Raw genomic sequence first — 17,544 nt, forward strand, 5'->3', positions numbered from 1 at the left:
CAGCGCACCACGCCGCAACAGCGGCGCGCTGCGCTGCGTCCGGGGCGCGGCGCTCATCGGCGACACCGTGACCACGCGCCTCGCTTGATGCGTCGTCCCCGCCATAGTTACTCCGCCGCCTGCTGCAGCGGCGCCTGCATGGCGTGCCAGACCCGGTCCGGCGTCGCCGGCATGTCGAGCTTGTTGTTGCCGATCGCGTCGGTGATGGCGTTGATCACCGCCGCCGAGGCGCCGATCGCGCCGGCCTCGCCGCAGCCTTTGACGCCGAGCGGATTGCCCGGGCAGAGCGTCGTGGTGTGCGAGATCTCGAAGCTCGGCACGTCGTCGGCGCGCGGCATCGCGTAGTCCATGAACGACGCGGTGACCAATTGGCCGGTGTCGTCATAGATCGCCTGCTCGAGGATCGCCTGGCCGATGCCCTGCGCCAGCCCGCCGTGAACCTGGCCGTCGACGATCATCGGATTGATCAAGCGGCCGAAATCGTCGACCGCGACGAACTTGATGATGGTGCTCTTGCCGGTGCCCTTGTCGACCTCGATTTCGCAGATGTAGCTGCCGGCCGGGAAGGTGAAGTTGGTCGGATCGTAGAACGCGCCTTCCTTCAGGCCCGGCTCCATGCCGTCGGGCAGATTGTGTGCGGTGTAGGCGGCCAGCGCCACCATCGGCAGCGCGATCGACTTGTCGGTGCCGGTGACCTTGAACTCTCCGTTCTCGATCACGATGTCGTCTTCCGAGGCCTCGAGCTGATGCGCGGCGATCTTCTTGGCCTTCTTCTCGACCTTCTCCATCGCCTTGAAGATCGCCGACATGCCGACCGCGGCGGAGCGCGAGCCGTAGGTGCCCATGCCGAACTGCACCTTGTCGGTGTCGCCGTGCACGATCGAGACCTGGCTGATCGGAATGCCGAGCCGGCCCGCGACCAGCTGCGCAAACGTAGTCTCGTGGCCCTGGCCGTGGCTGTGACTGCCGGTCAACACCTCGATGGTGCCGACCGGATTGACCCGCACCTCGGCGGATTCCCATAAGCCCACGCCGGCGCCGAGCGAGCCCACCGCCTTCGACGGCGCGATGCCGCAGGCCTCGATGTAGCAGGAGAAGCCGAGCCCGCGCAGCTTGCCTTCGCTCTTTGCCTTTTCGCGCCGCGCCGGGAAACCGGCATAATCGATCGCCTTCAACGCGGCGTCGAGCGAGGCGCCGAAATCGCCGATGTCATAGGCCATGATCACCGGGGTCTGGTGCGGGAAGCTGGTGATGAAATTCTTGCGGCGCAATTCTGCCGGATCGACCTTGAGCTGCCGCGCCGCGGTCTCCATCAGCCGCTCCAACAGATAGCAGGCTTCGGGGCGACCGGCGCCGCGATAGGCGTCGACCGGCGTGGTGTTGGTATAGACCCCGATCACCTCGGCATAGATCGCCGGGATGTTGTACTGGCCGGACAACAGCGTGGCGTACAGATAGGTCGGCACCGAGGAGGAGAACAGCGACATATAGGCGCCGAAATTGGCGTGGGTCTTGACCCGCAACCCGAGGATCTTGTTGTCGGCGTCGAACGCCATCTCGGCCTTGGAGATGTGATCGCGGCCGTGGGCGTCGGTGAGGAACGCTTCGTTGCGGTCGCCGGTCCATTTCACCGGGCGGCGGACTTTCTTCGACGCCCACAAAGCCACCATCTCTTCCGGATAGATGAAGATCTTGGAGCCGAAGCCGCCGCCGACATCCGGCGCCACCACCCGCAGCTTGTGCTCCGGCGCGATGTTGTAGAACGCCGACAGCACCAGGCGGGCGACATGCGGGTTCTGCGAGGTGGTGTGCAGCGTGAAGTGTTCTTCGGCCTCGTTGTATTCGGCGAGTGCCGCGCGCGGCTCCATCGCGTTCGGCACCAGACGGTTGTTGACCAGTTCGAACGTCACCACATTGGCGGCCTTGGCAAACGCCTCGTCGACCGCCTTCTCCTCGCCGATCGACCAGTCGTAGACGATGTTGCCCGGCGCCTCGGGATGCAGCTGCGGCGCGCCGGGGGCGATTGCCATCGCGATGTGGTGGGCGCTCGGCAGTTCCTCATAGTGCACTTCCACGGCCTCGGCGGCGTCGCGCGCCAGATTGCGGGTTTCGGCGATCACCACCGCGACCGCCTGGCCGACGAAGCGCACCGTCTCCGGCGCCATCGCCGGCCACGCGCCCATCTTCATCGCCGAGCCGTCCTTGGAATGCACCGCCCAGCCGCAGATCAGATTGCCGACCTTGTCGTCGACGATCTGCTGGCCGGTCAAGACGTCGACCACGCCGGGCATCGCCTTGGCGGCTTCGACGTCGATGCTGGTGATCTTGGCGTGGGCGTGCGGGCTGCGGACGAAATAGGCGTGGGTCATCCCCATCACCTTGATGTCGTCGACATAGCGGCCGCGGCCGGTGATGAAGCGGCGGTCTTCCTTGCGCACCACGCTCGCGCCAATGCCCTCAACGCCCATGACGTCTCTCCCTGTCGGTGTGCCCCGCGAATCAATCGACGCGGATCGCAGCCAGTTTTCTTGATTGTTTCTTGATTGCAGTCTCGGCGGCGATACCATCGTCGCGAAGACATTGTGGTCGATCGCTCAAGCGATCAGCAGCGCTAACCGCGCCGCTTATTCCGCCGCGATCGACAGCTTCATCCGCGAGGCGGCGTCGAGCACCGATTTGACGATGTTGTGATAGCCGGTGCAGCGGCAGATGTTGCCTTCGAGTTCGTGCCGCACGGTGTCCTCGTCGAGGTCGGCGCCGTAGCGGTTGACGATGTCGATCGCCGACATGATCATTCCCGGGGTGCAATAGCCGCATTGCAGGCCGTGATTGTCGCGGAACGCCGCCTGCATCGGATGCAGCTCGTCGCCCTTGGAAATCCCCTCGATGGTGGTGATATTGGCGCCGTCGACCTGGCCGACCAGCGTGGTGCAGGATTTCACCGCGCGGCCGTCGATATGGACGATGCAGGCGCCGCATTGGCTGGTGTCGCAGCCGACATGGGTTCCGGTCAGCCCCAGGTGATCGCGCAACAACTGGACGAGGAGCGTTCTATCCTCGACGTCGGCGGACACCGCCTTGCCATTGACCGTTAATTGGACGTTAGCCACCCAAACCTCCCGCTACTTTTTAATTAGTCTGATTAGAAGCACTGCGCGGCGACTTTGCAACTGGGATTTTCGCGTGCCCCGTCGCAGCGGCGTCATCAAGCTCGCCCCCCGGGCGGCGATAACAGAGGCGTGACGGAAGAATCCGCAAACGGCGGTATCGTGCTGCCCTGCGGCGGTCGCCGCCGCCGGCCGCGGCGCCATCGCGCAACGCCGTATCGCAGCGCAACCTGCGCTTTACGTCGCTTTAGCCATTGTCACCTAACGTTGCGCGATACTCCGGGTGGCTTCCGGAGCTCGGGACGGTGGGGGAGCGCGACGTGACGGAGCAACATCTCGGCGGGGCAGCATCGCGGCCCGCGCTGCTTCCGACGCTGCGGTTTCGAGGCAAGGTCACGCTCGGCTTCGCCGTGGTGCTCGGCATCACCGCGATCAGCATGGGGCTGGCCTATCTCGGCTCCAGCCGGATCGCCGACGGCGCGGTGGGCCAGGCCCGCGACACCGACGGGCGGATCGGCAAGCTCAGCCACGCCGCGCAGCAGATCGGCGACGTCGTCAAGCTGATCACCGCGATCGCCGAACAGACCAATCTGCTGGCGCTGAATGCGACGATCGAAGCGGCGCGCGCGGGCGACGCCGGCCGCGGCTTCGCGGTGGTCGCCTCCGAGGTGAAGTCGCTGGCCGGTCAGACCGCCAAGGCCACCGAGGAGATTTCCGCGCAGGTCGCCGAGATGCAGAACGCCACGCAGGAGTCGGTGGCGGCGATCCAGCAGATCGGCGACACCATCGGGCAGATTTCGTCGATCGCCTCGATCATCGCCAGCGCCGTCACCGAACAGGGCTCGGCGACCCGCGAGATCGCTTTGAGCGTGCAGAGCGTGGCGCAGGGCACCCGGCAGGTCGCCGGCAACATCACCGCGGTCAACCGCGGCGCCGCCGAGACCGGCGCGGCGTCGGCGCAGGTGCTGAATTCGGCGCAGAGCCTGTCGGCGGAAAGCGCACGACTGCGCGCCGAACTCGACCGCTTCATGGCCACGATCCGCGCGGCGTAGTCGTTAGTCCGTAGCCCGATCAGCCTGTAGCCCGGATGAAGCGAAGTGAAATCCGGGAATCACGAGGGGGCGCCTCGTCGCGGTCGGCTCCGTCCCCGGGTGTCGCTGCGCTCACCCGGGCTACAGATTTGGGCTGTTACTCCCGCCCGAACTGCCGTTTCAATTCGTCCTTGGCGCGCTCCAGCCGGTCGCGCTGGGTCTTCGGCAGCGTCTTGCCGGCGCGGTTGACGTAGAACGTCAGCATCGACAGCCTGTAGCCCGGATGAAGCGAAACGAAATCCGGGAAGCCTGTAGCCTGTAGCCTGGATGAAGCGAAGCGAAATCCGGGAATCACGAGGGAGCGCCTCGTCGTGGTTTGGCTCCGTCCCCGGGTTCGCTACGCTCACCCGGGCTACAGATTTGGGCTGTTACTCCCGCCCGAACTGCCGCTTCAATTCGTCCTTGGCGCGCTCCAGCCGGTCGCGCTGGGTCTTCGGCAGCGTCTTGCCGGCGCGGTTGACGTAGAACGTCAGCATCGACAGCGCCGAGCGGTAGGCGCCGGTCTTGCGCCGCGAACTGGTTTCGGCCGATCGCTTCAATGAGGCCGCGATCTTTTTTGGATCATGCAGCGTGAACACGCCCTGCTTCAAGTCCAGCGCGTCGCTCTCCTCGGTGACCCGCTGCGACCAGCGCTTTGGGCTGGCGGACTTGCGGGTAGTGGCTTTTTGTGTCGGTGCCTTGCGGGCAGACGTCTTGCGGGACGAACTCTTGCGCTTCGCGGTTTTGCGCGCCGAAGATTTTTTCGCCGCGGTCTTGCGGGCGCTGGTTTTCTTGGACATGCCGGATGCCGTTGGTCGAGCCATGACGCGTCTCCCTGCTTTGTCGGGCAACGGCTGCAGATAGAGTCCGTTCCTTGGACGAGCGTGCCCCGGACGCAGCGCAGCGCGCCGCCTTTGCGGCGTGGTGCGCTACAGAGCCGGGGCCGTTTCGGAACGTGGCGCTCGTTACGGTCCCGGCTCGCGACGCCGCGTGAAGGACGCGGCCTCGCGTCCGGGACACAAGGCTCCACCTTGTTGAACGGGGAACCGATGCCGCGTCGCCCGGTTGAACTGTCCATCAGCTGCGACAGGACGGCCTGCGCATCGCTGACGCCGCGGGGGTGACGTCGAATGGCCGGAGTGAGCAGCGTCGCGAGCGTAACGCCTGTCGGCACATCGGCGGGATCCGACCGCGTGGTCGAGACCGATATTCCGGCGCGGCTCGACCGGCTGCGCTGGGGCACTTTTCACACCCGCGTCGTGGTGGCGCTCGGCATCACCTGGATTCTCGACGGGCTCGAAGTCACCTTGGCGGGCGCGCTATCCGGCGCGCTGAAGGAAGGCTCGCTGCAGTTCTCAAATTTCGACGTCGGCTTCGCCAACAGCGCTTACCTCGCCGGCGCGGTGCTGGGCGCGCTCGGCTTCGGCTGGCTGACCGACCGCATCGGCCGCAAGAAACTGTTCTTCATCACCCTGGCCTTGTACCTGAGCGCCACCGCCGCCACAGCGCTGTCGTGGAGCGTCGGCAGCTACGCGCTGTTCCGGTTTCTCACCGGCGCCGGCATCGGCGGCGAATACACCGCGATCAACTCGACGATCCAGGAGCTGGTGCCGGCGCGCTACCGCGGCTTCACCGACCTCGTCATCAACGGCAGTTTCTGGGTCGGCGCAGCGCTCGGCGCGGTGGCGGCGATCGCGTTGCTCGATCCGGCGGTGATCAGCCCGGACTACGGCTGGCGGCTGGCCTATCTCACCGGCGCCGTGCTCGGCCTCGGGGTGCTGCTGATGCGGATGTGGATTCCGGAAAGCCCGCGCTGGCTGATGATCCACGGCCAGCCGGAGCGCGCGCAGGCGATCATCGCCGACATCGAGCGCACCGCGCACGCGCCGCCGGTGACCACATTGCTGCCGACCATCCGGCTTCGGATGCGCAGCCACACCCCGCTGCGCGAGGTCGCCCACACGCTGTTCACGCTGTATCGGCAGCGCTCATTGGTCGGGCTGTCGCTGATGACCGCGCAGGCGTTCTTCTACAACGCGATCTTCTTCACCTATGCGCTGGTGCTGACGGATTTCTTCGGCATCGCCTCCAATCAGGTCGGCTGGTACATTTTGCCGTTCGCCGCCGGGAACTTCCTCGGCCCGCTGCTGCTCGGCCGATTGTTCGACACGCTGGGACGCCGGGTGATGATCCCGCTGACCTATGGAACCTCCGGCGTGCTGCTGGCTTTATCCGGGTATCTGTTTTCGATCGGCGCGCTCAGCGCCCAAACCCAGACCATCGCCTGGATGGTGATCTTCTTCTTCGCCTCACCGGCGGCCAGCGCGGCCTACCTCACCGTCAGCGAAACCTTTCCGCTCGAAGTCCGGGCGCTGGCGATCGCGCTGTTCTATGCCATCGGAACCGGAATCGGCGGCGTCGCGGGTCCCATGCTGTTCGGCGCGCTGGTCGATACCGGCTCGCGCAACAGCGTGTTCGCGGGCTATCTTCTGGGCGCCGGCCTGATGATCGCCGCGGCGATCATCGCGCGCCGCTACGGCATCGCCGCCGAACGAAAATCGCTGGAGCAAGTGGCGCGTCCACTGGCCACCGTGGAGTAATGAAATGAAGCAAGATCTCGCCCACCAGCCGCGCCAGGACAATGCGGCCACGCTGCGATTCGACCCGGTGCCGCTGGAGATTCTGCCGCCGCTGGCGGATTGCGCGATCCTGCTCGATATCGACGGCACGCTGCTCGATCTGGCGCCGACGCCGCGCGAGGTCTGGGTGCCGCCGGGGTTAGAGGCGACGCTGACCGGGCTGCATGCGCGAACCGGAGGCGCAATGGCCCTGGTCAGCGGCCGCTCGTTGAACGACATCGATCTGATCTTCGCTCCGGTCCGGTTCCCCGGGGTCGGCGGCCACGGCGCCGAGATGCGCTTGACCGGCGACGGCGAGTTGATGCCGACGCAGGCGCCGCCGTTGGACAAGGATCTGAAAGGCCGGCTCGCCGCCATCGCCAAGCTCAGCCCCGGCATTCTCTTGGAAGACAAAGGCTACTCGCTGGCGCTGCACTATCGCCTGGCGCCGCACGCCGAAAAGGCGATCTACGAAGCGGTGGCGCTGATCCGGGCCGAATTGCCGAGCGCGCCGATCGAAGTATTGCCGGGCAAATCGGTCTGCGAGATCAAGCACGCGGGATTCACCAAGGCCACCGGCGTGCTGGACCTGATGCAGCACGCGCCGTTCCAAGGCCGCCGTCCGGTGTTCATCGGCGACGACGTCACCGACGAGACGGTGTTCGCGATCATGCCGGATCTGCAGGGATTTGCGTTTTCGGTCGGCCGCCACAGCCGCGGCGTGGCCGGACATTTCGAGCAGCCGCGCGACGTGCGCGCCTGGTTGGCGAGCCTGCTGCAACGCGGCTGAGCGGCGATACTCATCCTCGCGTCCAAGCATTTTTCCGGTTCCCGCCCGATTGAAGACTTGAACCCGCCGCAATGCGCCTGGAAGTTCCCGGAACGATATTGATGAACAGCTGTTTATCTTTCCAAACGCCCATTGTGCGGAAAGCCGGGAGGGGACCCCAGTGAAGCTCATCGTCGTGTCAAACCGGGTAGCGCGCGCTGCGGCTAACGAGCCGATGACCGGCGGCCTGGCCGCGGCGCTGCTTCCCGTCGTCGAGAAATCCGGAGCGATCTGGGTCGGTTCCAGCGGCCGGGTGCGCGAGGGGGCCCACAAGGACCCTTTTGCTGAAGTCGAGGCGCTGGGCACCGGCGCCTTGGCGATGGTCGATCTGCCTTCTGCGCATTACGCCGGTTATTACGAAGGCTTCGCCAATTCGGCGCTGTGGCCCGCGCTGCATTCCCGCCTCGATCTGGTTCGGGTGACGCAGGACGATTACCAATCCTACCGCGAAGTCAACGCCTTCATGGCCCGCGCGCTGCTCCGCTTCCGCAAGCCGGAGGCGGCGTTCTGGGTGCAGGACTATCACTTCCTGGCGCTCGGCGCCGAACTGCGGGAACTCGGCGTCACCGAGCCGATCGGGTTCTTCCTGCATACGCCGTGGCCCACCGCCACCATCATGAGCGGGGTGCCGCACCACCGCGAACTGATCGAAGCCATGCTGGCTTACGACCTGATCGGGTTCCAGACCGAGGACGATCTCGACAATTTCCTCGGCTATGTCGGGTCCGAGCTCGGCCTCGACGTCGCCGGCCACGCCATCAAATCTTCCACCAGCACCACCCGCTGCGGCGTGTTCCCGATCGGCATCGACGTCGACAAATTCGCCCAGCAGGCCAGCAAGGCGGTCTCGCATCCCGACGTCTCGCGGCTGCGCAAGAGCCTGAACGGCGAGAAGCTGATCATCGGCGTCGACCGGCTGGATTACTCCAAGGGGCTGGTCAACCGCATCTCCGCCTTCGACCAGATGCTGACCAGCCACCCGGCGATGCTGCGCGCGGTCTCGCTGCTGCAGATCGCCACGCCGTCGCGCGGCACCATCGAAGCCTATGGCACGCTGCAGTCCGAACTCGCCCGCCTGGTCAGTGACGTCAACGGCCGTCACGGCGAGGTCGATTGGACGCCGATCCGCTATCTCAACAAAGGCTTCAACCAGACCGTGCTGGCAGGCCTCTATCGCACCGCGCAGGTCGGCCTGGTGACGCCGATGCAGGACGGCATGAACCTGGTCGCCAAGGAATACGTCGCGGCGCAGAACCCGGGCGATCCCGGCGTGCTGGTGCTGTCGAAATTCGCCGGCGCCGCCGACGAACTGGAGACCGCGCTGCAGGTCAATCCGCACGACGTCGAGGGCATGGCGCGGACGCTGGCGACCGCGCTGGCGATGCCGCTGATCGAGCGGCGGATGCGCTGGGAAGCGATGATGGAGAAGCTGCGGATCGGCTCGATCCACCACTGGTTCGAGGATTTTCTCGCCACCTTGCAGAGCGCCCATGCGGTCAACGACCAGGCCGAGCAGGCCATCGAAGTGGCGGAGCCGCCGGATCTGTGGCCGCTGCGCTCGGTGCTCGGCCGGGACACCATCCGGTTTCATTAGGGTCGGCGCCGCGATGGGCGGTGAAGACCAGCCGAAATGAGAGCTTGGCCGGAATGTCGCATGGCCGGGATGTCGCAAGGGATCCAGGCGCTTAAGCTCCCTTGCGGGCAGCTCTTGCGACGGAGCAGTACAGAGCGCAGCTCCGCGCATAGCCGTTGGGTGGCTTCGCTCTTCGGCGGGTGGCTTCGCTCTTCGGCCGGCGCACCGCGCTTTGCCAGGCGTGCCTTGAGCTGCAGCTGTTCCATCTGGTGATTTCGCCAAGGTTCGGAAGAGATGCCGACGCAGTTGGCCGCGGCCGATGCGGCGCTTTCGCAAGGAATCGCAGGCGCGCACGCGTTGCGAAACGCCCAAGGCCGCGCGCCGAATGGCTGGGCTGCCGCCGCCGGCGTCCCGGCGCGCCGGATTCAAAAGATAAACCATAGGCTTATGGAAAACCGCGCGATCTGCCGCGGCATCCCTTGCCAAAATCCCTCGGCCCCGTCATGAGAAGGCGCACGGAGAGATGGCCGAGTGGCTTAAGGCGCACGCTTGGAAAGCGTGTGTGCGGGAAACCGTACCGTGGGTTCGAATCCCACTCTCTCCGCCAGAATACTGTTTCACGACATTCCATTTAATCCCAATTTCGGCCATAAATCGTAGTAATATCAGCCTTGTACAAAGGGGTTGGCGTGCCACTCCGCTCCACCGTGTCTCGCCAGATCTCACGCCTAAGTGTATGTAAAGGTGTATGTAGCTCCAAGGTGCCGGCTTATGGCGCGGGGATTCGGAAAACTAACGGTCAAGACGGTCGAGCATTTGTCTCGGCGAGGTATGCACGCTGACGGCGGCGGGCTTTATCTGCAGATCGCCGAGGGCGGCTCAAAGAGCTGGCTGTTTCGATACAAGCTCCACGGCCGCACCCATTGGCATGGCTTGGGTTCGCTGCGTGACGTGGGCCTCGAAGAGGCGCGAGAGAAGGCGACCGGAGCGCGCAAGGTCCGCCGCAATGGCGGCGACCCCATCCAGGCAAAGCGCCAAGCGGAAGCCGCCGCCCGCATCGACGCGGCCAAGGCGATCACGTTCGGAGAGGCGGCCAAGCGGTTCATCAAAGCCAATCGGGCAGGCTGGAAAAACGCCAAGCATGCCGACCAATGGGTGATGACGTTGCTCGGCATCGACCAGAAGGGCAAGCCGAGCAAGAACGACTACTGCAAGACGATCCGTGAGCTTCCCATCGGCGCGATTGATACGACACTGGTCCTGCGGGTCATTGAGCCGATCTGGGCGAGCAAAACCGAAACGGCCACCCGTATTCGCAGTCGCATCGAGCAGGTGATTGACGCCGCCAAGGCGAAGGGCGAGTTCAATGGCGAAAACCCGGCACGCTGGAAGGGGCATCTCGATAATCTGCTCCCGGCCACGTCGAAGGTTCGCAAGGTCCGCAATCATCCGGCGCTGCCTTACAGGCAATTGCCCGACTTCATGCGCAAGCTTCGCGAGCGTGACGGTGCCGCTGCGGCGGCTCTTGAGTTTCAAATCTTGACGGCCGTCAGGCCGGGCAACGCAGTCGCGGCAAAATGGGACCAGATCGATCGGCAGACATCGGTCTGGACGATTCCGGCCACACTCATGAAGAGCGATGCCGAACACAGAGTGCCATTGAGCAAGGCGGCGCTCGCCGTGCTTGATCGGATGGAAGCCAAGAAGGATGACAGCGAGTACATCTTCCCCAACACCAAAGGCAAGCCACTGAGTGACGCTTCGATGGCCGCGGTGATCGACAGGATGAATGAGCTGGAGCGGCGCTGGATCGATCCCAAGTTCGACCGCGAAATCGTTCCGCACGGCTTCAGGTCGTCGTTCCGCGATTGGGCTGCAGAGCACGGCTATGACGATCCCGTCGCCGAAGCCGCGCTCGCGCACAAGGTCAGCGACGAAGTGGTCGCGGCCTATCGGCGCACGACGTTCCTCGACCTGCGCAACCGGATGATGGAGGACTGGGCCGACTATTGCGCACGACCTTTCAGCAGCGGTGACACCGTCGTGGCGTTCCGGGCGTAGTCATGAAACCGGAGAAGCAGGGCGTCAGATAAAACGCGGCGATCTGAAAGTCGTCTACGTCGGCGACACGCCGCTTGCGTCCCGCGCAGATGCCGTCCTGGCCGAAACGGGTAGGAGGTGAAGCTGTGCATTATCCCACCGCCCTACGTCTCCAACACGCCCGGTGGCGCGGGCAAGACGGTGCTGGACGTTGCCGAAGTCCTGTCGATGGGGGCTGGCGGACCGCTGCAAGGCGTGCGGACTTTCCAGCATCGGATTTGGCTGCGGAGCCTCAAGCACCCGGGCGAGAAAATGGTACAACCACCCACCTCAACGAGCCTCATCGAACTCGTGTTTCGGACGCCATGAGACGGGATCTGCGATCCAGCGATTGATTTCGGATTCATGCCAGCCCGCGCCGTTGACGCTGATCCTGATCTGGGCCGGGAATGTCCCCTCAGTGATCTTGCGGTAGATGGTGGATCGGGACAGGCCGGTCCGGGTAAGGACGGTTTTCAGGCGAACGATACGGTCTGGTTCGGGCATGGCTTCGCTACATCCTGCCGGTTGTTTCTGACTGCTCTTGATCCAGTCAGAGCAAGCAGTGACGCGCACGCAAGAGTATTTTTCGCGTCGGCGAAACCGGGCGTAGAATCGGCGGCAAATACTTCTGATCGGCGGATCGATGCACGCCGCCAAAGGTGCGGAGAGGTTTGGGGCCAATGACATGCATCAGATCAGAGCCCGATGCCCCGGCCTCTGCCGAGGTCGATGCCGTGGGTGAATGCCAATTCCTGGCCGAGGCGGCGGCCTGTTTCGAACTGGATGCCGAGTTGCTGCTTGCGGCCCGCGAGAATGGATTCAAGCTGCGGATCGCGCTCTAAGCTCTTGGCCATGTCGCCCATGCTTGCCCGCGTGGTCTTGTAACCGGACATGTCGCCGGCCTGATACTGACGCTGGCTGGTCTGGTCGAGCTTGTGCCAACGTTCCACGAAGCGGTCGGCGAGCCGGGCGGGGTCGGTGCGCAGCTCGGTTTCAAGTTGGAGGGCGCGGATCGCGCGGGCGGGATTGCCCGAAGCGGCTAGCTCTACGAGTTCCGGGTTCGTCTTGTAGGCGGCTTCAGCGTCGTGCGATCCATAGGGCCGTACCGCCTCGAACTCATTGCGGGCCTCCTGCAATTCCTTCACCTGCTCCGGGCTGGCCTTGCCTCCCTGCTGCTGCATCTCGAAGATCGAATTCACGGCGCGGGCATGGCGGACGAGCGCTCGGGTGCGCATGCGACGCAATTCCTTTTCCGGATCTTCCGCCACGGTCCTTTCCGGCGCATCCGTCGTTCGCCGGACCGCCGCCGTGGCGCTTTCCCTTTCCGGCGTTTCCCGCTCTCGCCTCCGTTCGCCATCCGGGCCGGGCACATCTCCAGGAAAGCGCAGGCCGTCAAACATACCGCGCACCCTCTCGGGCACGATCTTGCGCACGATCTCGGCGACACGCTCGCGGAAATTGATGCCGCGACGCTCGGCATAACCCTGAATCGGGTCGGCGCGCTCGTAATCCGACGCCATGTCCTTGGCCCGATCGCGCGACAGGGTGCGGACCAGCCGGTCCCGACCGGCGAAGTCGTCACGGCCATAATGCAGGTTCATGCCGTCGCGATGTCGCGACAGCGCGACATAGCTGCTATGGGCGTCCATGCCCGGCGTGGCCAGCACATGGGTCCGGTCCACTGTCATGCCCTGCGCCTTGTGAATGGTCGCGGCATAGCCGTGGTCGATGCGGTTGTAATCCTTCAGGTCGAATTCAACGGAACGGCCATCGTCGATACGCACCGACATGGACTGCGCGCTGACCTGTTCGATGGTGCCGAGTGTGCCGTTCTTCACGCCGAGACTGCGCTCGTTTTGCAGGAACATGATGCGGTCCCCGCTGGCGAAGCTGCGCGCGCCGCGTTCCACCGTGACACGCACATCCTCGCCGAGATCGCCTGCGGTACGCATCCGCTCTCGCGCCCCTTCGTTGAGCGCGTGCACCTCGTCGTTGGTGTGGGTGAGGATGATGCGGCTGCGGTCCGGCGATGCCTGTCGGTCGCGGTCCCAGCGCTCGATCAAATCGTCGCGCGCCTGCTCGCGGGACCCCGCCACATGCACCATGCCGCCTCTCGCATAGGCATGGATCGCTGCGCCGGTCTTTCCGGTCGCCAGGTCGCGCGTGGCGTCGCGCTGCCAATCCTCGCGTTGGCGGCGCACCTCGCCGATCTCGACGCCGCCGTGGCGCTCATGAATCGACCGAAACGCCGCGCCCGCTTCTATTGCTTGCAGCTGTTGCGGATCGCCGACCAGCACGACCTTGGCGCCAGCCTCGGCGGCATGGGACAGCACGCGCTCCAATTGCCGCGTGCCGACCATGCCGGCCTCGTCGATTACCAGGACATCGCGCTCGCTGAGCAGGTCGCGGCTCTGTCCCCAGCCATTTTCCATGCCGGCGATGGTGCGTGACGTAATGCCAGATCCGCTTTCCAGATTCTCGGCGGCGATGCCGGACAGCGCCACGCCCCGGACCTCGTAACCCGCCGCCTCCCATGCCTCCCGCGCCACGCCCAGCATCGCGCTCTTCCCCGTTCCGGCATGGCCGAGCACGACGCCGAGATCGCGACCGTTCGTCACCTGCGCCAAGGCGTCGGCCTGCTCCGCCGAAAGCACAAGACCGCGCGCTTCCGCCCGCGCCCGCGCCGCCAACCTGTCAGCGTCCCGCACCTCATGACGATCCCGCTTCGCCATCCGCTCGGCGGCGCGGTGCAGGCGCTGTTCGGTCTCGATCATCTCGCGGGTTGTGAAGCGATCCTCACCCCGTCCGTCCTTGCCCAGTTCGACCAGATCAGGCGCGCCGCGCATTGCGCCCGTGACGGCGTTGAACTGGTCGATGCCGTCGCTGTGCCGGTGCGCGAACTTCGCCATGTCGCGCTGCGTGAAGGTCGATTGTTGCTGCGTGATGGCGTCCATTGCGATGGAAGGATCGGCAATAATGCGCTCGCCGTTGCCGCGCGCGATCTCGCGGTGCATCTCGGCCCGATCAGCGACATTGGCGGCGGCCTCGATCCCTTGCCCTGCGATCCCTTGGCTTTCGATCCGCTGCGCGGCCGCGCCGATCTGGCTTTGCGGCTCCAGCCCGATGCCTTGCGCTTCCAGGCTTCGATGGTCGATCCGGGCGTCGATGTCGAGTTCGGCCAGCCGCTGATTGGCGATCTCGGCCCAGCGCTCCCGCCAGCGCTCGACCATCTCGGTGCGGTTCCAGTCTCGCACCTTTTGGCCGAAGCCGTTTTCGTTCACCGCACGCATGGTCAGCATGACATGGGCGTGGGGTTTGGGCATGCCGTCCTCGGCCATATCCCAATGCACATTGACGTCGGCAATCATGCCTTGGTCAACGAATTCGGACTGCGCGAAGTCGCGGGCCAGTTCGATGCCTTGCGCCTGCGTCATCTCGCGCGGAATGGCGAACTCCACTTCGCGGGCAAGCTGCGAATCCTTGCGGACCTCGAAGGCTTCGACATCGTTCCAGAGCCGTTCGCGGTCGCTCCATGCCGCCGGCGCATTCTCCGGCATCATCACCTCGGAATGGACGACGCCGCGCTTGGCAGAGAAGTCATGGCTGCGGTCCAGGCGCTCGTCGCGCAGCCGCGAGCCCGAGCGGTAGGCGGCCGACGCTACCGCGCTGGAGCCGGACTTGCGGCCAATGACCTTGACGTGAAGATGATAGATCGCCATCGCGATCAGATCAGTGGCACGACGAAGCGCACGTCGGAACGACGTATAAGCGCGCCCTCCCTCGAAAAATTCTCGGGAGGGACTACGCCGTCTCAAACCGTCCCGGTGACCGTACGGCATTCCGCAAGGCGCTCAACTATCATCGCTGCATCGACAACTTGTGGAGAAGACGATGCGCAAGCCACGCGACTTTGATGCCGAATTGAAGGCGCTAGAAGAAAAGGCCAGAGACCTCAAAACCCGCAAGGTGCAGCAACTCGGCGAACTGGTGATCGCCACCGGCGCCGACGTTCTGGACGCCGACGAACTGGCCGGCGCGCTTGTCGTGCTGGCGGAAACCAAGGATGCCGGAAAGAGGGAGGCCTGGGCGAAGCGCGGGGCCGCGTTCTTTCAGAGCCGGTCGCGGCGAAATGCACCAACAACTGAGGGCAACACGGACGGCGCTCCTGCGCAACCAAGCGGCGCGCAACCGGCACCAAGCCGCAAAGGCGCGACATGATATGCGAACATGGCAGGTCGAGCGCCGCAAGCGCACACGGCTTCTGATCGAACTCGGCGGCCTCGTCGTCAAAGCCGGGATCGTGGACCTGACCGGCGGCGACCGCGCCATTATCCTCGGCGCGCTGCTCTGGATGGCCGAAAAGCTCAAAAGCAATCAAGGCGAACAGGCCCGAGCGCTCTGGGCCGCAAAGGGAAAGGAGGCTTTCGAAATGGACTCGGCAAGGCACGTTCCAAAAGATCGTTGACGCGCGATAATGGTACGTTAGCTGAACGCATTGGATGCGATTCAGGATCATGATTGGACGCTATACCCATGCCCATCAGTTCAAGCGCGCTCGCCGCGAGCTCAAATTCCCGCGCACAAAGGCTAGGGCGTATCATCCGCGACATCCGCGACATCCGCCGCGAGATCGCAGGCAAACGCCGGCCGTAACAGGTCGACCTGAAGATCATCGCGCGGTCTGTTCATCGATCCCTCCCATCAGCAAACGCCGCAAGATGGAATCGCGGATCGCCGAGGTGAGATGCTCGCGTATGAGTGGATCGCTATCGTGTCGCGCCGCCGGTTGGCATCGAGCCTGGGCGAGCGGCCCTTTCGGCGGTTGACCTCGTTGATATTGAAGTGCTCGTCTGGAGCGGAATGAGTCGAGCTCGTTCGGTGGATACGGCTTCTGCGCCGGAGAGGATTCTCTGTCTTCGATGAACCTCGGTGGAAGAGCCGCCTTCGACAAATGGCGACGTGCCGCTCGATTGAAGATCGTAATCGCTCACATCCTCGCCGATCTGCTCCAGCGCGTGCTGGCAGCACGGGCAGGCATGATCGCCGATGTCGACCAGCATCTCGATCCACGGCAGATGCGCCGGCAGCGCTCTTCTGTTGTTGCGGCGCCTGGCGGCCCGGCTGGATCGCTCCAGCATCGGTCGCGGCATCGCTGCACGCTTCGATCTGTTCGACATCGTCCAGGCCGAGCAGCAACTGGTCCTCGAGCACCGTTTCGGCCCGCGGTCAACATGATGACGCTGCAACTCCCTAATGATCTACTCCAGCCGCGTGGCGCGCCTGTTCGGTCAGCAGCATCGCCTTTAGCGTGCTGGGATCGCAGGAAGCGTGTCGGCCGTCGTCGTCATGATGCGATTACATCACGCGTCGCGGCGTCTCGCGAACGCTTCCAATCAAGTCCTTCGAGCAGCGCCGACAGCTGTGCCGCGGTCAGGCGAATGAGGCCGTCCTGCACGTTCGCCAGCAGAACGAACCGTTCTTGAGCCGCTTGGCAAACAGACGCACTCCCGTGCCGTCCCAGTAGATCAGTTTCACCGGGTCGGTGCGCTGCGCGTTTCGCGGCATCGTGAGCACGGATTTCAGATGATCGTGAGCAGGGATTTCGCGGGATCGTGAGCAAGGATTTCAGGGGATCGTGAGGACCCATTGTGTGGGTGCCGGACGCTTCGGCCGACAACTCAACCGGGTTACGGGTTTCTCATTCAATCGATGAGGAATCCCGATGCCTACCGAGGGATTTTCGATGCGCCGGATCACGCTCGGTTTGATCGGCATGGCCAAGGCCTTGGAGGAACAACGACGATCACCCGATCTTGACGCGCTGTCATTCGAGGAGCGCATCGGTTTGTTGGTCGATCGCGAAGCCGCAGAGCGCGACACCAAACGTCTCACCACCCGTCTCAAGTTCGCCGCCCTGCGCCAAAACGCATGCGTGGAAGATATCGACCTGCGCACGCCGCGCGGCATCGATCGCACCGTGTTCGCCAAATTGATCGCCGGCGATTGGATCGACCGTCATGAGAACCTGCTGATCACCGGGGCAACCGGGCTCGGCAAAAGCTGGATTGCCTGTGCGCTTGGCCACGAGGCCTGCCGAGACAATCGATCGGTCCAATACGATCGCGTGCCCCGCCTGTTCGAAGCGCTCGCGCTGGCCCGCGGCGACGGCCGCTAGAGCACGATGATTCTACGTTGACGCATATCCGGAATTGACGAAGTAGTTTGCGCATTCGGTGGGTGAGAAGTTGCCGAGGAGTGCGCCGAT

The 17,544-nt window shown here is 64.5% G+C and carries 12 protein-coding genes, 1 tRNA gene and 4 pseudogenes; 9 read left to right on the forward strand and 8 right to left on the reverse strand.

Translation table 11 applies throughout. The features are described 5' to 3' along the window. Positions 1 to 107: 107 nt before the first annotated feature. The gene (locus tag HNR60_RS21435; protein WP_184261921.1) at positions 108 to 2,468 is read right to left on the reverse strand and encodes a xanthine dehydrogenase family protein molybdopterin-binding subunit; all 2,361 of its coding nucleotides are present in this window, start codon (positions 2,466 to 2,468) and stop codon (positions 108 to 110) included. A gap of 156 nt (positions 2,469 to 2,624) precedes the next feature. Beyond that, positions 2,625 to 3,110 (reverse strand): 2Fe-2S iron-sulfur cluster-binding protein, encoded by a 486-nt coding sequence (locus HNR60_RS21440; RefSeq protein WP_184261923.1) that lies wholly within the window; start codon positions 3,108 to 3,110, stop codon positions 2,625 to 2,627. A 452-nt stretch (positions 3,111 to 3,562) separates the two neighbouring features. Between HNR60_RS21440 and HNR60_RS21445 the strand changes: the two are divergent. Next, positions 3,563 to 4,159 (forward strand): annotated as a pseudogene (locus HNR60_RS21445) (methyl-accepting chemotaxis protein); the annotation flags it as partial. 136 nt (positions 4,160 to 4,295) lie between these two features. On the opposite strand, the pseudogene HNR60_RS21450 reads toward HNR60_RS21445, so the two are convergent. Further along, positions 4,296 to 4,409: pseudogene (locus HNR60_RS21450) on the reverse strand (DUF3175 domain-containing protein); the annotation flags it as partial. A 157-nt stretch (positions 4,410 to 4,566) separates the two neighbouring features. Then, on the reverse strand, positions 4,567 to 4,977 hold the full coding sequence (locus HNR60_RS21455; protein WP_184261925.1) for a DUF3175 domain-containing protein: 411 nt from the start codon (positions 4,975 to 4,977) through the stop codon (positions 4,567 to 4,569). Positions 4,978 to 5,307: 330 nt separating this feature from the next. On the opposite strand from HNR60_RS21455, the gene HNR60_RS21460 reads away from it, so the two are divergent. The 5 genes from HNR60_RS21460 to HNR60_RS21480 all read left to right on the forward strand — a co-directional run bounded on the left by HNR60_RS21460 (position 5,308) and on the right by HNR60_RS21480 (position 11,258). Beyond that, entirely contained in the window at positions 5,308 to 6,777 is a 1,470-nt protein-coding gene (locus HNR60_RS21460) for an MFS transporter (RefSeq protein ID WP_184261927.1), read from the forward strand. A 4-nt stretch (positions 6,778 to 6,781) separates the two neighbouring features. Then, the gene (gene otsB / locus HNR60_RS21465) at positions 6,782 to 7,585 is read left to right on the forward strand and encodes a trehalose-phosphatase (protein ID WP_184261934.1); all 804 of its coding nucleotides are present in this window, start codon (positions 6,782 to 6,784) and stop codon (positions 7,583 to 7,585) included. A 160-nt stretch (positions 7,586 to 7,745) separates the two neighbouring features. Next, complete coding sequence (gene otsA, locus HNR60_RS21470; RefSeq protein WP_184261936.1) at positions 7,746 to 9,218, forward strand: alpha,alpha-trehalose-phosphate synthase (UDP-forming); 1,473 nt, start codon at positions 7,746 to 7,748, stop codon at positions 9,216 to 9,218. A 496-nt stretch (positions 9,219 to 9,714) separates the two neighbouring features. Then, positions 9,715 to 9,804 (forward strand) — tRNA-Ser (locus HNR60_RS21475). A 164-nt stretch (positions 9,805 to 9,968) separates the two neighbouring features. Next, complete coding sequence (locus HNR60_RS21480; protein ID WP_184261938.1) at positions 9,969 to 11,258, forward strand: tyrosine-type recombinase/integrase; 1,290 nt, start codon at positions 9,969 to 9,971, stop codon at positions 11,256 to 11,258. A 309-nt stretch (positions 11,259 to 11,567) separates the two neighbouring features. On the opposite strand, the gene HNR60_RS21485 is transcribed toward HNR60_RS21480, so the two are convergent. Next, the gene (locus tag HNR60_RS21485) at positions 11,568 to 11,783 is read right to left on the reverse strand and encodes a helix-turn-helix transcriptional regulator (protein ID WP_184261940.1); all 216 of its coding nucleotides are present in this window, start codon (positions 11,781 to 11,783) and stop codon (positions 11,568 to 11,570) included. A gap of 191 nt (positions 11,784 to 11,974) precedes the next feature. Then, entirely contained in the window at positions 11,975 to 14,998 is a 3,024-nt protein-coding gene (traA, locus tag HNR60_RS21490) for a Ti-type conjugative transfer relaxase TraA (RefSeq protein WP_184261942.1), read from the reverse strand. 172 nt (positions 14,999 to 15,170) lie between these two features. Here traA and HNR60_RS21495 point away from each other — a divergent pair, with 172 nt between their 5' ends. Continuing rightward, a complete protein-coding gene (locus HNR60_RS21495) occupies positions 15,171 to 15,497 on the forward strand; it encodes a conjugal transfer protein TraD (protein ID WP_184261945.1) in 327 nt (108 codons plus the stop codon). Position 15,498: 1 nt separating this feature from the next. Further along, entirely contained in the window at positions 15,499 to 15,744 is a 246-nt protein-coding gene (locus tag HNR60_RS21500) for a conjugal transfer protein TraD (protein ID WP_184261947.1), read from the forward strand. A gap of 517 nt (positions 15,745 to 16,261) precedes the next feature. Here HNR60_RS21500 and HNR60_RS24270 read toward each other — a convergent pair. Both HNR60_RS24270 and tnpB read right to left on the reverse strand, forming a co-directional pair. Next, a pseudogene (locus tag HNR60_RS24270) lies at positions 16,262 to 16,627 on the reverse strand (transposase domain-containing protein); the annotation flags it as partial. An 82-nt stretch (positions 16,628 to 16,709) separates the two neighbouring features. Then, positions 16,710 to 16,844 (reverse strand): IS66 family insertion sequence element accessory protein TnpB, encoded by a 135-nt coding sequence (gene tnpB, locus HNR60_RS24520; RefSeq protein WP_430695021.1) that lies wholly within the window; start codon positions 16,842 to 16,844, stop codon positions 16,710 to 16,712. 157 nt (positions 16,845 to 17,001) lie between these two features. Here tnpB and HNR60_RS21515 point away from each other — a divergent pair. Further along, positions 17,002 to 17,451: pseudogene (locus HNR60_RS21515) on the forward strand (ATP-binding protein); the annotation flags it as partial. Positions 17,452 to 17,544: the final 93 nt, after the last annotated feature.

It is taken from the genome of Rhodopseudomonas rhenobacensis (assembly GCF_014203125.1).
Classification (GTDB): Bacteria; Pseudomonadota; Alphaproteobacteria; order Rhizobiales; family Xanthobacteraceae; genus Rhodopseudomonas_A; species Rhodopseudomonas_A rhenobacensis.